Origin of the sequence: Empedobacter sp. UBA5036, from assembly GCF_002415215.1 — a bacterium.
Classification (GTDB): Bacteria; Bacteroidota; Bacteroidia; order Flavobacteriales; family Weeksellaceae; genus Empedobacter; species Empedobacter falsenii_B.
Window position 1 is genome coordinate 19272 of sequence record NZ_DICC01000037.1, and the last position, 15804, is coordinate 35075.

Genomic DNA, 15804 nt, shown 5'->3' on the forward strand with positions numbered 1-15804 from the left:
TAGTTTAGATTTTAGCAGCAGCAATATCGTAGAATTGTAATAAGACCTCGTCTTCCATTAATAGGTTATTTGGAATACGATCGCCTATGCTTACTATCGTTTTAAAATCTTTGTCTTGGTAGCATTGTTTAAACCCTACACGTAAAGCTTCTACACGTACTTCTTTTAGCTTACCTTTTGGTTTGGCTGCTTCTGTTTTATAGTCTTCGAATATTTTTAATAAACGTTTGTTTCTTAGTTTCTCTAAGTCAGCTTCGTTTTCTGCATCCGGTACATACCATTTTCCAGTATGGTCTTTTAAGAAGTTTTCTTCTAATATTTGGCGCATTTCTGGTAAGGTATCTCCTTTGCGCATGTTACCCGCTACTTCGCGCATCCATAATGGATGTAAGTCTTGTTCTGTTTTCGGTTCTTTCTCTAACAATTGGCGTAACCAATAGACTGCATCTTGCTCTGAACCAACAAATAAACTCATTTGGATAAACTCTGGAACTTCTGCTTTTTTGCGCTCGTATTCTTCAACTTGCTCTTGGGTAAAGTACATGCCATCGCGCTCTACAAAACGCTCTTTTAAACCTTCTTGGAATTTACCTGCATCTATAGGTACAGGCAATGAACGTTGTACATAAAAGGCAATTAAACGGTCGAATAAAATTTTAGCACTACGCTCTACAACCGCTGTAGTGGCATTGTCTTTTACCAAATGGATTGGTAAATGCGACAAATGCTCTTCTACAAAATCCCATACGCCCATTGGTGAATGTTGCGATTGTTGGAATTTGGTATCGAACTCAGAAGATGGTTTATAACATGAGATAACTAAATCTTGTTTTACTGCTGTTACAGTATTCAGTGCTTTAAAAGAACCTTGTTTTTTATCTAACGCTGCAACATTTGCAATAATAAAACCTGCATTAACTAAAGCTGTTTGTATACCATTCCATACAGCCGCAGAAGTATTGGAAAACTCAACCGTCATCCACTTTCCAGGCTTTAAAATTTTATAATATTCTTTAAAGGAATTTGTCATTAATCGATTATAGAAATCTAAAGATTTACCGACAGATTTATTTTCAATAATTTCAAAATTTGCATTAGTAAATAATTTTATCCAAGATTCCCATACAAAACTCAATTCAGAATAATTTAAGTTTGCACCAAAAGGTGGATCTGTAAATATATAATCAACTGAATTTTGTGGTAAAATTAATGAGGTAGCACTTTGAATTAATGTAACATTACCAGTTTCTATGCTATTATATTCAAATGCTTTAATTAATGATTTTAATTTACCTCTAAACCAATTAAAAATATTCCATTCTCTATTTAAAGAACCAATATAGAGAGTACCACTCATTATCATATTAGGAAAACCGGAATTAGGACGATATCTTTGTTGAAGCGTTAATCCAGTTATACAAGAAGTAAATAAAAATTTAAGTTCATTAGTACTGCATAGTGAATATATTTCTGATAAAATTATTTGTGTTCTCTTTATATAGAAATGATGTGTATTATAAACACCTATTTTTTCATTTCTTTTAGTTTCACTTCCATCAGGTAAAACATTTAATGGGATAAAATTTTTAATTTCAAAACTATCAACTTCAGCTAATAGGTTATAATCATATTCATCAGGTATTTTAAATAGTTCGTTATTTTTATATTTATAACAAATTTTTGTTATTACCCGTTTAGATTTTAATATAGTATCATTTAAATTAGAGTCATATTCAGTAACCATAACTTTGGACATACTTTTTTTTGATAATTTTTGTCCACAATTATTACAATTAAATGAATCTTTAATACTTGAATTAATTTCATCCACAGCTAAATCATAAAAATTATCTTCATGACTACAATTAGGACATTCAAAGACTTCACTCCATACATAATATTGAACTTCGCAAAGTTCACCATTAGAATGTTTAGTCAAATAATAATTTGAAAATCTATCCTCAACATTCTTAATAATATTATTTGCATTCGTTTCAAATTTATTCACATTAACATTTTTATTGTAAAGAGATGAAATAAACGATGCTATAGGACTCAAGTCAGAAGTAATAGATTTTCTTAAACCTGCTGTATTTAAATTTCCTAAAAAAGATGATTTTAACTTTTCATTTTTTAAAGTAGAATGATTAGAAGCAACACCAGTCATTCCTGTACCTGCAAAACCATCAAAAATAATATCCCCAGGCTGTGTATAATGCATAATGTAACGCATTATAGCGGGATGTGGCACCTTGGTATGATAAGAGTGCGCATTGTAAATAGGATTTTTTTTACCCTCGCTTACATCCGCAGCATAAGGTTCAGTAACTTCAAAATCAGGTACACGTTTGCCTTCTTTTTCTAATTGTTTTTTTTCTTCTTCCCATTCTGCAATAAAATCGTTGATCCACGGATTGGGGCAAGCGGTATAAAATGGAGGATCGGATAGGTTGATGATGTCCTCATCTTCCCCAATTGGGAAACCTTCTATTTCTTTTAGTTCTGGTAATTTTTTACGTAACTCTTCACGGAAATACGCACGTCTTTCCTCGTCGTTGGCAAATGTTTGGCCTAAGACGGTTACTGGACCGTTTGTATGGTGATCTTCTTTTTGGAATAAATCTAATGTCATTTGTAAGAATTGGGTTATTGGTTATTCGTTAGCATCTTCATTGGAGAAACTACAGGAATGATGATGTTATGGATGCCTTGGTTGGCTAATTTTTCGAAAAGTATACCTCTTGTCGTAGAAAGCGCAATGCCTAAAATAGTTGCAATAATGGTTGCAGAAAATTTAGGTAATCCTTTTTCGTTGATGGTATAAAAATCTTCTAAATTTTCGATAAGAAAATGATACTCCATGTCTAATTGCAATAATTGCTCTTCCGAATCATTTCGGAATGAGCAACTCATGTCTAATTTTAGCCTTTTATCTTCTAAATTGTGCATTAAACGATGTGCAATGTTCAGTTTATGATCGGCTGTATTTTTAAAAGCTTGCGTATTGATATTAAACTCACGAATTTCCAGGTGAAATAAGTGAATTTTATCCGCTTGTATTGTTGGTTTATTTTCCATGTTAAAGGGCAATTTCGTATGCTTGATCGGCGTAAGATTCTTGGTAATCGTTTACCTTTTGTGCATAGTCTTCCGCACCTTTAATCGTACCCAAATACACGTATTCGTATTGTTTGATTGGTTCGGTATGTACTAAACAAATACCTAACGCTTGCTCCATTTTGATGATGCTTTTTAGCGTTAAGTTGTGCATACCTGAAAGCCATTTAGACACTTCGGATGGCGACTTATCCATTGCTTTTGCTAAGTCTTGGGATTTCCATCCTTTTGCTTCCATTGCAACACGTACTTTTTCGGTAATTGCTAAGTTTTTCTCAACGAACTTATCAATTTCTGGATCACCGTATTGGTCTAGCCAATCTGATATATTATGATTTGACTTTTTCATGCGCTCTGTTTTATATTAATCCCATTGAAGTAAAAAATCATCATCTACTTCTATTTCTGTATAATCATTAATCCAACGAATTTCTTTATTTTGAAATGCTTCGTCTATTAATTCTGTCAATTTATTTGCCATTTTGAAATGTAATCTGACATTTTCACATTCTTGCGGTGTTGCTGCCGTTTTAATATCCCCATTAAATAAGAACACTACATGTTCATTTGCTCTCAAGCAATATAACCTTAGATTATTCGGTTTATTTTCCTCTGTACCTGTTTCCTCATTGTATTCCACATAAACCGGTTCTTTATTTACACCTTGAGGAGGTAAAGCGGATGCATCGGCGGTTTCTGCTTCGTTTCTAAAATATTGTTCTTGAGCACCAATTTTATCACCAATGACTTTAATCCAAGCTAAAATATGTTTTAATTTTTCTTTATTTTCATCGGTATGTTTATCCACAAAAGCATCGAACAATGCAATACCATCATTCACAGCAACTGTATAATAAGTTACCTTACGATATGTGTTTACCCAAATTATTTCTGCAAAGTTATTCACTTATAAGTTAATTAGCAAGTAAAATTCACTTTAAAGTGAATTTTACTTCATGATGATTCTGATTTTATCTCTCTCTTTCCCTTTTGCAAGACCATCTACATAAGATTTAAACTTTTCGATGGCTTCGTCTGGCGTTAATGGTTTTGTAAAGGACGATTTTAATTCGTCGTAACCGATTTCAACTTTCTCTAATCCTTTATGCAAATTAGTAATGGCATTGCGGATGCTTAAGGCATTCGACTTAGAAAGTTGTACCGCACCCGATTTGAATTGGTTTAGAATCTCTTGTTCCGTCTCATCCAATAAACTGATTTTCTTTTTCACCATGGGATCTTCTAAAATTTCCAATAGCGATTGATTCCATTGTTCAAGAATATCCGATAGGTCTTGTTTTAATTGCTTTACAGATGTCTCTTTAACATTGATGTACTCATGCGGATTGAAATCATGAAAAGGAACATTTAGCACAGCTTCTTTATTGACTTTGCTATCTGCTACTTGTAATTTATTAATTTGCTCCATCCATTTAAAGTATGGAGAAGACGAAATATAATCTGCCTCTTTTAAGATTTGAACGATTGAGTGTTCATCCGAATCTAAAATGGCCATTTTATCGGTATGTTCTCTTTGACTGATTCTACATTTTAAATACTGCTCTAAATACCAATTGGCATATTTTTCTTTTAAAGCAGAAAGCTCTTGTTTGTATTGTACTAAAGTTGCTTTGTCATTTTCTTGAACAATCTGAGGCAATTTATTTAAATGCTCGTTTACTTCGTTCTTTAAACTTTCCTCTGTAATGTATTGCTTGGCTTGTTGTAGATAAGAAACTTCTTCATCCAAATCAGTGATTTGATTTAATAATTTTTGTACCTCAAGCACTTGCTCTTTATAAGGCATTAAACGTGCAATATCTTCTGTAGAAAAAGCAAAGTTTTTCATTTTTGCTTCAGAAGTATAGTTTTGTAGCTTGTCGCAAAATCCGCTGAATGCTGTAAAGTTTTGACGGTATTTAGAAGCTTGTTCTTGACTTATGATTTCAATTCCTTTATATACATACCCATTCTGAATTTTGTTTAATAAAGCAACGGTTTTTTTCGCTAAATCCGAAGAAGCTTGTACTAAATGAGTGTAAGTTGATGGATCACTTAAATGTCCGCTTAAATCACGTCCTACAATCCCAATAAACATTTCTTTAATTGCAGCAAGATTTAAACCTTTTGGTCTTTTTACATGCGTAAAGCTCCAAAAATCTTCTTTTTGGATAGTCTTTAAATCGTTTAAGTTTGTTGAATTGATCACTTTACCCGAATGTAATGTAATTTCTAATTCGCCTAAAGCGGCTAAAGTAGCCAAGACCACAAATTCTAATTCAGCTTCAATTTTAAAATCTTTTGATAACCATAAATCAACGCTCTTTTCTACGAACTCAATGATTTCATCCCGATTTAAAACCTTATCGTCTCCTTTATCTTTTAATAACTTTACGATAGATTGAGCATAAGGTGAGTGGCTATAATCTAAACGACCAGGCACCCATAAACCAAGACCTGCTAAAACACCTTCTCCATCTCTATTTAATTGTTCTGGATTGGCAATTTTAGTTAAAGCTTGTTTTATTAATTTATCGTAATTAATTTTTGTTATTGGCGCATTTAATTGACTGAACTTAGGAAAGTTTGGCCTTTCATCGTTAAACCAAGGCTCAAAAACAATAGAAGCCACCGTAGAGAAAATCTGCTCCTTAGGCGCACCTTGCCCCGGTAAAGGATAACCATTAAGTGGTAACACTTTACCTTGGTATTCTACTTGTGTAATTTGAACATACTCTTGGTTAAAAATATCTCTCGCTTTTTTGTTTAATTCATCAATTTTTTGACGGTAAATTGGTTTTTGTGAACTATCTGCTCTTACTTCTAGCGCTAAAGCAGCACCATATAAAGTGATGTAATCTTTAAATTCTTTCGAAATATTATCGAAAGTAAAATAGATTTCATCCTCTTCGTTATTTTTGATTTTTTTAGTATCGTCAAAAATTGGCATAAAATACATATAGAAATGTTGGCGCGGATGTGTCGTTGATTTCTCATTTGGATTACCAAAAAAGATGTATCCTTCGCGATAGATTTTATGCGACTGCCATTCGATGGCATGTGACCAAATTTTAAACCCCGTTCTGTAGGTATCATAATCAAGGGGAAGGTTTACTTCTAAGAATTTAAAGAAGTATTCATCCTTTTGATTATCAGACATTGTTGCTGCATAATCTTTGATTTTCTGATCGAAATTTATTCCCCCTTCAATTCTAAGGTGAAACTCTCCGTTGTCATTATTCTTATCGAAATATTGACCAGAAGTTGCTGTAATGATTTGGTTTGCTGCAGAATCAATAATATCGATTAAGAAATCTCTATCGAAAGCATTTTTATCTGTTAAGCATAAATCATCTACCAATAACTCGGTATTGGTCCCATTTTGCTTTTGTAATTCGTGTTGAATAATTTTAATGGCACAAGCATTGGTAATTCTTGTCGCGATATCTTTTTTAGAACTTCTTACCCCAGTGAAGTAGGTCTCGATTTTATCGTAAATCGTATCAGTTACTTCCTTCACTTTTCTGATATCTGGCTCAGACATCATAGATTGATCATTCGATATATCTTTCCAGTATTGATCATAGGTCAATAAACCAGGATTATCTGATGGTATCTCTTGATCTAATATGTCTTTGAATTGATTGGATAATGTTTTTAAAATTTCACGTTGACTTTTACCAATTCTAATTTTTTCGAAATTTTCGAAATAACTTGGGTGTACAGGGAACAAATCTATATAATGCTCTGTACGGGCATTCATATCCGTAAAGAATGGTAAAAATTTATCCAAGTGTTTCTTAATCTTTTGTTTTTGATGTTCGTCTTTACGTAATAAACGATTTTTTACAATGAAAGACACATCATCTTTTGTGATTAAAATATCTTTGTATCGATCATTTACCTTTTGTAACATTTCTGATTGAAACTGAAACTCTGGAGAATGATAAATCATTTCTTGTACCCCAAAAATGAATTTAAATTTTGACTTATCACAAGCCTGACCTAACGCTTGAAGAACTGCTAAATCTTGATTTAAATCTTGAGAGCCCGAACGACCTTTAAGGTATGCAAGCATCTCATCTATTACGATAAGAAGTCCTTTATCTGGGAATTTCTCTTCGTATTCTGCCATCATTAACTGAAGCTTTTCTAAAAATGATTTAGCTCCAAGACTTTCAAAAGAAAATGATACTCCAATTGATTCTAAATACTCTTCTAATTTGTATGTTACAATCTCCCATAAGGAAATCGTATGTCCTAATTCGAATCGTAGAACATTAAATTTACCTGCAATCTTTTTTAGTTCGTTTTTAGCTTTTTCGTCCTGTACTAATTCTACTAAGGATTCATCTTCAGCAATCAAAGAAACTAAAGACATGGTATGTGATTTACCGGTACCGTAGTTACCTACAACTTGTAAACCGAAACTTTCTTCTGTATATTCCAAGTCGAGATTACGTACCATCAAAGGAATAAGAATATCTTTGAAAGTAGATGAAAAAACAAATGTTTTTACAAGATTCTGTTGGTATGCTGATTCATTAGTTCTGTTGAACTTAACAACTTCTGTTATAGGTTCAAAACTAATTAGTTCATTGTATTTCATATTACGATGTGGCTTAAGTTATTTAAGTCTATTTTATAGTTATCATTTTTTGTTAAGAAGTAAAGTTGATTGGTATCAATTTCTCCTTCCCATTTTAAAATCAACGTATTATTTTGAGAATAATCTGATAAAAATTTTTCTACGTTAAATTTCAATTCAGGTTCAAGGAGTAATCCGATATTTTCAATTGCAATTGTTTCACCGAACTCCTTATGTTGAATTTTGTTTTTCACAATTATCTCATCAAGTAATTGATTGATTTTAAAAACTATTTTTTTCTTATCCAAATTACTTAATTCCAATGCTACTAATTTCCCAATATTCATCCAATTTATTTCTTCCAGATTGAAATTGTTCTTACTAATTATCAACCGATTTCTAGGAAATGAATTTAAAAAACTAACTATTTTATCTTTACAAGTATTCATGGAGGATAATAGAAAATGTTAAAATTCAAATATATTAAAAATGGAAATAGTAAACTAAACTTTTTCATAACATCCTGTTTTAATTTTTGACAATAATTCGGGTACAGAATTTTTAAGAAAATCATCTACTGAACGTTCTGATAGACTGTATTTTGAGCCTAATTCTATTGCTTCTTTACGCTGAAATGATTGTGGTAATGCTTCGTAAAAAGCTTTTTTGTTACTGCCCATTTTGTAGGTAATAGGTTCTGACTGACTTGCTAGATTATTGAACATTAAGATGCTATGATTTAGATATACATTTATCAATTCTAATGCTGCTAAAAAATCTTCGTCTGTGCATACTACCACTTCTGAACAATCGCCATTTTCCACTTTGCGTAAGGCAGTAAAAATCATACAGAAACGATACAATACTAATCCTAAACGGAAAACAATACTTGAGGTATCATCACTATTAAACAATACGGTATTGGTTAATAGTTTACTGAAAACTACATTTAATTGTTGCCATTGATCGGGCGTTAATTGTACTTCGGTAGGGTGTTGTTCTAAAAAATCATATACCTGTAACACATCGTTAGATAACTTTTCGAAATGATCGTTGAAAATAATTCCTCCTTTTTTAGGTGATGGGTCTTGCCATATAATTTCATTTTTGAAGGCATAGAACATAAACCTACTAAACAAACCATCTTCTGCTGATTGAATTAATTTGGGCACTTGTGCGGGAGTACCTGATAATGAAACGGCTAATTGAGGATTCGGAATTTCTAATAATTCATTATTGGTTTTACGAGCTGCTGAAATTTTTTCGTGATGAAAAGCTGCTCTCATAATATGCGAGTAATTTCCCCAATCTTGTTTGTTTGCACCACTCATTGCATCGGCTTCTGTTTCGCAAATGATACCTTTACCATCGTTGTCTTGAAGCATTTTCATCATCATTGCTTGGCTGGTATCGGCAGGTAGAAACAATAAATTGAATTTTGGCTCAACAGGTTTTTCGGGAATAGCATCGTCTTTTTTGCGTTTGGCTAATAGTGTTTTGTATTCTGCATTTTCTATTTCGAATGCTTTTTTAGCTTCGTTCGATTTATTCACAAAACGTTCGTGTATTTTATCGCCTAAACGTTTGGCATTTTTAAGCACACCTTTTCCACTTGCTGCAGGAGCAATAATGAATGAGAACAAATGCGGGTACACTCTTTCTTGATGGTAGATACCTGTAACATTGGGTAAACAACCACTTAAAATAGTTAGTCCAGCTGTAAGAAATACATCACGTTTGCGTTCGTTATCCTTAAACGCTTCGCAACCCTCAATTAATAATTCGGGTAAATAATTGACGATATGAGCAGGAATTGTGGGTGTGGTTTTAAGATAATCTACCTCATCATACACTGGTTCTTTATCAGGTGGACTGTCTTTTTGCAAGTTTACAAAGTTTGCAGTATTTGCAAATGTACCAAACTCGTGTGCTTGATTTCTGTATGCACTTTCAATAGATTTGATGAATTCTTTTTGATTTTCGTGATGAAAGTTTTGCAAAATGAATTGTTCTGCATCTAACTGATTTATGCCTTTACGGTTTAAATTACACGCTAACTGATATACATAGTTGTTGCGATTGCCTTTTTCGAATTGGATAATCTTATTTGTAAATTCTACGCAATATTGAAATACATCATCTGCATTACTACTCGTCATTTGTACCGATTGATTGACTCCTTTTTCTTCAACCTTTGTATTGACAGCAAATATTGTAGCTAATGGATTGTAATACGCATTTTCATCAAACGACACAAAACACAATCTAGTTACATCTTTACATTTAGGATCAGCATTAATACCTAATTGCTTTTCGTAATATTCTTGTACTTGTTTGTATGCTAAGTCGTGGTGTTGTAGTAAACTATCTACTTGAATAAATACTTTTAAACCATTACCACTTGGACTTTTGAAACAAGCTAAGGTATACGAAATAGATGCGGTTTGTGTAGTGATTTGAATTAAATCTTCTTCATCAATTTTATCAAAATCTAAATGAATGATTTGATTGTATTCTTGAATAAACTCTTTCTTTCTGCCACCAGAATAGGTTGCTGATGGCGTGAAAGCTAAAAGGTTCTTTTTTAATTCATCGGCTCTTTCGGGTTTGCCCATTCCAATAGCCATACGAATGGTGTTTACATCATCTTGGTATGTACCTGTTTTGATGTTTGAGATTAAATCCTGTAATGTAATGGTTTGTACAGGATTATTGAAGTTTTGGAAAATTGATACTCTAGTCATTGTTAATAGATTTAAGGTTAATGGAATTGTTAGCTGGAATTTTACTACGTTGTAATAGCTCTAAGATGTCGGCTAAAGTGTAGTAGATTTTATTGCCTACTTGTGAATAGGTAATAATGTTTTCGGTACGCCAATAAGCGGCAGTACGTTTGCTAATATTCATAATCTGGAGAAACTCCTGATTATCGTAAAAGACTTGGTCGGGTTCGGTACGTTGTTTCTTCTTAACCTCGATAGATAATTGATCTAAACGATCCATAATCTGTTGAACCTCTTCTTCGGAAAATCTATAAAAGCTCATAATTATTTACGTTTGTTTTTGATTAAATAATTAGCTGCAGCTGTTTCGATGTCTTCCGTAGTTTCTTGCCTGTTACGCATTAACCATTGGTCTATTTCTGTACGATTGAAATAGAGTTTTTTCCCTTGTGGACAAAAATGTGGAATTTGCTTTTGAGAAGTTAGTTTGTAAAGGTGTGAAGAACTTATGTCTAAATACTTACACACATCGTTAAACGTTAATACTTCTTTTTGCAATAAATTTTGCTCCTCAATTTTACCTTCTAATTGAGCAAGCTTTTCTAGGATTAAATTTTCTGTAATCATGACTCAATAATTTTAAATTACTAAGTCAAAATTCTTGAGATTTAGAGGGGTAAAAAGTAAGATAGTAACGTCTTACTAAGACATCTTACTCATCTTACTGTTTTTATTTATAATTGTTTGATTATTCTATCAATAGTTTCTTGTTCTTTAGGATAATTGCTGTTGTTTTTATATAAATTATTCCTTTTTAATAGTGTCCCTTTTTTAGAATAAAACAGATTGGTTTGTTCTATACTTGTAGGTGTAAGGTTATGAAAATGTGATTTTAATTTATCTACGATATAAGCAAATTGAGTGGTTTCGCAATCTAAATGAATTTGTGGCGCACCAATTTTTAAATCTTTAGATGTAAGCACACTTAACAAATCATCTGGTGAGGTTTTATCTTCATTTAAAAGATATAAGTGTCTGTTTAATGCTATTATTACTGATTTAAGATTTTCTTTATTTCCATTGAAGCCAAAAGATAGTTTGTCTGATTTTTCGAGTTTAAAATCATCAATCTGAAGTATTTCATTTTTAGCCTCTTGGAATGTTGGTGTGGTAGTATCCGTTTCGAAAGATTCGAAATGATCGTGAAGCAATTCAGAGAATATCTCGTATTGTTCTGTTTTTATTTGATTGGTATAGGCTGGATAAAGTAATTCGACTTCCTTTAATAAACGAACGATACATTTAACCAATAGGTCGATTACATAATCTGTTAATTTATCTGTAGGATATAAACTCTTGTCTGTGCCAATTCTTAAAAGTAAATCTTTACAAGACTTTATAACATTTTGGATTAATTCCTTTTTGTTGGTTTCGTTAATGTCTTTATTGAAGCAATAGTAAATTCTGTTACTGATTCGTGTCGTTTCATTCTGTAATACGTAATAATAGAATTTACTTGTAGCAGAAAATGGTTCTTGCAACTGAATATTAATCATTGGCTTTTTGATTGTATACTCTACCTCTGTATCTGGTTGAGTTTCGTAAACTTCTAATCCATCTTCATTGTACAATTCACGATAAGTCGGTAAAAGCTCTTTCAACGCTTCGTAAAATGTTGAAGGGTCAGCTGGATTGACAAAGTTTGGATTTAGATTTTGTCTAAAAAACTTTTCGTTCGCATCGTCTTGTTGCCAAGGTTTCAAAACTCCATAAAGGATATTTCTATATACAATCAAATCCATAGTTATAGGTTCAGTTTTATTTTGTTAGCAGCTTCAATTTTTTTCTCATTAATAACCTTCGTGTATATTTCGGTTGTGGATAGGTTTTTATGTCCTAACAACTTCGATACGGTGTAAATATCAGTACCCAGCGTTAATTGTAATGTAGCATAAGTATGTCTAGCACAATGGAATGTAATGTGCTTTTTGATACCTGCATCGGTCATCCAATCTTTTAATAAAGTCTTGTTCCAATTGCCATATTTAAACCCTGTAAACACGTTATCTTTTGGATTACCTTCTTCGCCTAATAAGGTACGAGCATCTTCGGATATAGGTTGCATTTCAGCTCCATTGGTTTTCTGTTGTTTGAAACGTAAGAAATTACCTAACTGTTCTGAATATTGTACTTCTGACCATTTTAGCTTTTCGATATCTGACCAACGCAATCCTGTAAGACACGAGAATAAAAACATACGTTTCAATGTTTCATTCTTACAAGGTGTATGCACTAAGGTTTGAACTTCCTCTAAAGATAAAAATTCTCTTTGAACTTCATCTTGTGGAAATGGTTGTACTTGTTCGGCTGGATTATATGTTAACAATCCTTCTTTTAATGCTTGCTTTAATGCTGCTCTAACTTTATTGAAATAAGAGTATTTAGTATTTAAAGATATGGGTTCGCCTGTTTTAGTAATAGCTACATTATCTAAATAATCTTTGAAGCCTTCTAACCAGTCTTTGTCTAAACGTTCAAATGAAATACCTTTTGGATCATACGCTTGTAAATGTTTTTTGGTACTATCCCAATTGCTGTAATTACCTACGCTGGCTTTCTTCTTTTCTGTTAGTGCTTCAAAGAATGTTAAGAAATTTCCTTTTTGTTTCTCCTTATCTCTAAAACCATAAATTTGATTTTGTGCTTCTAAGTGTCTTTTGCTTCTGATACTTTCTGCTAACTCTAATATTTTTTTATTTTCATCTTTTTGAGCTTTAGTCAAACTTCCTTTTTCTGGTTCAGGTGTTAGGTACAAACCTAAATATTCGTATTCACGTTTGCCTTTGTCGTAATAGTCAAGGTACAAGGTTATTTTGTTGCCTTTCTTGCGTTGTCTTAAAGATACTTTCATAATTCATCATTTAAAAAGATTATCGATTTCGGTACGTTTTATTATTGTTCTTCTCCCAATTTTAGAAGCTTTTAATTCGTTACGATTAATCATTCTTTGAATTGTCCAACGACTAGCACCTAAAAGAATAGCGGCTTCTTGTACGCTTAGGAATTCTTTATCTCGAAGATTGATAAAGTTGGTGGTTTGGATTGGGAGTTTTTGTAGGGTTTGCAAACTTTGCAAGGTTTCGGGATTTGCAGAACTTACATTTTGAATTTGCTCACTTAGTGTGGCTCTTATTTTTTCTTCTTTCTTGATTTGCTTATAGTGTCTAGAATTGCACTTGTGACTACAATAGCGAGTAGTGGTGGTTTGGGCAACAAAGGCTTGTCCACAGAATTGGCAGAATTTTGGTATTTTGATGTTCGTACTCATAATGTTGCTAATTGTAGCACAAAGTAGCTTGATGTAGCTAGTTGGTGCATCATTTCTCCATACTATAATTTTGATGTGCTTTGGGCAACAAACTTGATGCTTGGGCAACAACTGTACATCAAATTTAATCAAAATAAAGCAATTAGGCAACAAAAAAGAGCAACATAGTTGCTCTTAAATATAACATTTATAGGTAGTTAACAAACAAAAGAAAGATAACTACTTCCCGATACAAAACTTGCCAAATATCGTCCCTAATATATCTTGATCCACATCTATTTCACCTGTAATATGTCCCAAATATGTTAAAGCTTCACGGATATCCATTGCTAACAAATCCCCAGGAAGTCCCATGTCCATTCCTTGTTTGATCTTTCCAATTTGAGAAAGTGTGTTTTGTAATGCTTCTAAGTGACGAGAGTTCGTAACGATTGTGTCATCCTGATTTGTTCCTTTCAATTTGATTTGATGAATCAGATTTTCTTTCAATGCTTCGATATTATATTGATCTTTAGCTGAAATTTCTAAATGAACAACATCTTTAAACTCTTGTTTGATAGCATCAGAAATAGCTGATTCGTTATTGTTTACATCAATTTTATTGGCAACATTAAACAAGATTTTTCCTCTACGTTGCAAATCATCTAACTGATTCGCAATTTGATTATCAGCAGTTATATTGGCATCATACAAATAGATGATAATAGAAGCATTGTCTATTTTTTCGAATGTTTTTTCAATTCCAATCCGTTCTATCGTATCGCCAGCTTCTCGAATTCCAGCTGTATCAATAAAACGGAACCCAACACCGTCAATATAAATGGTTTCTTCAATGGTATCACGAGTTGTTCCTTCAATATCCGAAACAATAGCACGTTCTTCGTTTAATAATGCATTTAATAAAGTAGATTTTCCTGCATTTGGCGCACCAACAATAGCTACTGGTACTCCATTTTTGATAACATTTCCAAAAGCAAAAGAATCAGCTAAACGTTTTAAGATGGATTGTAATTTATTCAATAAATCATAAAATTGTGTACGATCTGCAAATTCAACATCTTCTTCAGAAAAATCCAATTCTAATTCCATCAAAGCTGCAAAATTGATCATTTGTTCTCTTAAATCTTTGATTTGATTAGAGAATCCTCCACGCATTTGTTTGATAGCAATTTCGTGCGAAGTCTTAGAATCCGAAGAAATAAGATCAGCAACAGCTTCTGCTTGTGTTAAATCCATTTTACCATTCCAAAAGGCTCTGAAAGTATATTCACCTGGATTGGCATTTCGAATGCCTATTTTATTTAAAAGTTCTAAAACTTTTTGCTGAATATAAATCGATCCATGTGTCGAAATTTCTACGACATCTTCACCTGTATATGAATGAGGATTTTTAAATATTGAGAATAATGCTTCGTCAACAATGGTATCTCCATCCATCACATAACCCAAATGTATGGTATGAGAAGAAGCGTCATTCAAAGATTTAGTTGAATTAAATTTTGATTGATAAATCTGAGCAACTTTAGAAATTGATTCTGGTCCAGAAATACGAATAACCGCTATAGCGCCCATTCCATTGGCAGTTGCCAATGCACAAATTGTATCGTTGTTTAGCATAAGGCAAATTTACAACATAATAAGTTGTTGGAAAATTATAATTTATATGATAATTTTTTAAAATGTAAAAATATTTACTGTTAATATATTAATACTTAAAAAGGGATGTTTTTTAACCTGAACTAATTACTGCTACATCTGATGCTATTGGGAAAGAATTTGAGGATCATGAAATTAAAATTTTTAGTCAAATGGTTTTAATCCTATGATTCTAAATTATCATCAACTTATAAAAAATTAGATTTTGATAGATAATTGGCACACTTTTAGTATTTCTTTTAGAAATTGGAATTTATAATGTCATCAAAGAAAAATTATGCTACAAAAAGAGGTTTTGGAATTGGTAATTTTAGAATTAAATTTGTAGATGTACTTATTGTAATATCTATTTTGGTATTACTTGTAGTAGTATTGTAACGTCCTGAAAAAAT

General features: G+C 32.2%; 13 protein-coding genes. All 13 read right to left on the reverse strand.

The window, feature by feature from the left end; all coding sequences use genetic code 11:
• Positions 1-4 precede the first annotated feature (4 nt).
• The gene (locus tag B4J88_RS06710) at positions 5-2632 is read right to left on the reverse strand and encodes a DNA methyltransferase (RefSeq protein ID WP_291066951.1); all 2628 of its coding nucleotides are present in this window, start codon (positions 2630-2632) and stop codon (positions 5-7) included.
• Positions 2633-2646: 14 nt separating this feature from the next.
• A complete protein-coding gene (locus B4J88_RS06715; protein WP_291066953.1) occupies positions 2647-3078 on the reverse strand; it encodes a hypothetical protein in 432 nt (143 codons plus the stop codon).
• A 1-nt stretch (position 3079) separates the two neighbouring features.
• Positions 3080-3466: a helix-turn-helix domain-containing protein gene (locus B4J88_RS06720; protein WP_291066955.1), complete on the reverse strand. Its 387-nt coding sequence runs from the start codon at positions 3464-3466 to the stop codon at positions 3080-3082.
• Between the two features lie 15 nt (positions 3467-3481).
• On the reverse strand, positions 3482-4024 hold the full coding sequence (locus tag B4J88_RS06725) for a hypothetical protein (RefSeq protein WP_291066957.1): 543 nt from the start codon (positions 4022-4024) through the stop codon (positions 3482-3484).
• A gap of 42 nt (positions 4025-4066) precedes the next feature.
• Positions 4067-7726 (reverse strand): DUF6079 family protein, encoded by a 3660-nt coding sequence (locus tag B4J88_RS06730; protein ID WP_291066959.1) that lies wholly within the window; start codon positions 7724-7726, stop codon positions 4067-4069.
• On the reverse strand, positions 7723-8154 hold the full coding sequence (locus B4J88_RS06735; RefSeq protein ID WP_291066961.1) for a hypothetical protein: 432 nt from the start codon (positions 8152-8154) through the stop codon (positions 7723-7725). The genes B4J88_RS06730 and B4J88_RS06735 overlap by 4 nt, the downstream gene beginning before the upstream one ends.
• Positions 8155-8208: 54 nt before the next feature.
• The gene (locus B4J88_RS06740; RefSeq protein WP_291066963.1) at positions 8209-10449 is read right to left on the reverse strand and encodes a DUF3987 domain-containing protein; all 2241 of its coding nucleotides are present in this window, start codon (positions 10447-10449) and stop codon (positions 8209-8211) included.
• Positions 10442-10750: a helix-turn-helix domain-containing protein gene (locus B4J88_RS06745; protein ID WP_125350789.1), complete on the reverse strand. Its 309-nt coding sequence runs from the start codon at positions 10748-10750 to the stop codon at positions 10442-10444. Before B4J88_RS06745 ends, B4J88_RS06740 begins: the two co-directional genes overlap by 8 nt.
• Before the next feature lie 2 nt (positions 10751-10752).
• The gene (locus B4J88_RS06750) at positions 10753-11055 is read right to left on the reverse strand and encodes a helix-turn-helix domain-containing protein (RefSeq protein ID WP_280050256.1); all 303 of its coding nucleotides are present in this window, start codon (positions 11053-11055) and stop codon (positions 10753-10755) included.
• Positions 11056-11162: 107 nt separating this feature from the next.
• A complete protein-coding gene (locus B4J88_RS06755) occupies positions 11163-12230 on the reverse strand; it encodes a DUF6617 family protein (RefSeq protein ID WP_291066966.1) in 1068 nt (355 codons plus the stop codon).
• A gap of 2 nt (positions 12231-12232) precedes the next feature.
• Entirely contained in the window at positions 12233-13339 is a 1107-nt protein-coding gene (locus B4J88_RS06760) for a site-specific integrase (protein ID WP_280063087.1), read from the reverse strand.
• Positions 13340-13345: 6 nt separating this feature from the next.
• Positions 13346-13756 (reverse strand): excisionase family DNA-binding protein, encoded by a 411-nt coding sequence (locus B4J88_RS06765; RefSeq protein WP_280050261.1) that lies wholly within the window; start codon positions 13754-13756, stop codon positions 13346-13348.
• Positions 13757-13975: 219 nt separating this feature from the next.
• Positions 13976-15373 (reverse strand): tRNA uridine-5-carboxymethylaminomethyl(34) synthesis GTPase MnmE, encoded by a 1398-nt coding sequence (mnmE, locus tag B4J88_RS06770; protein WP_291066969.1) that lies wholly within the window; start codon positions 15371-15373, stop codon positions 13976-13978.
• Positions 15374-15804 lie beyond the last annotated feature (431 nt).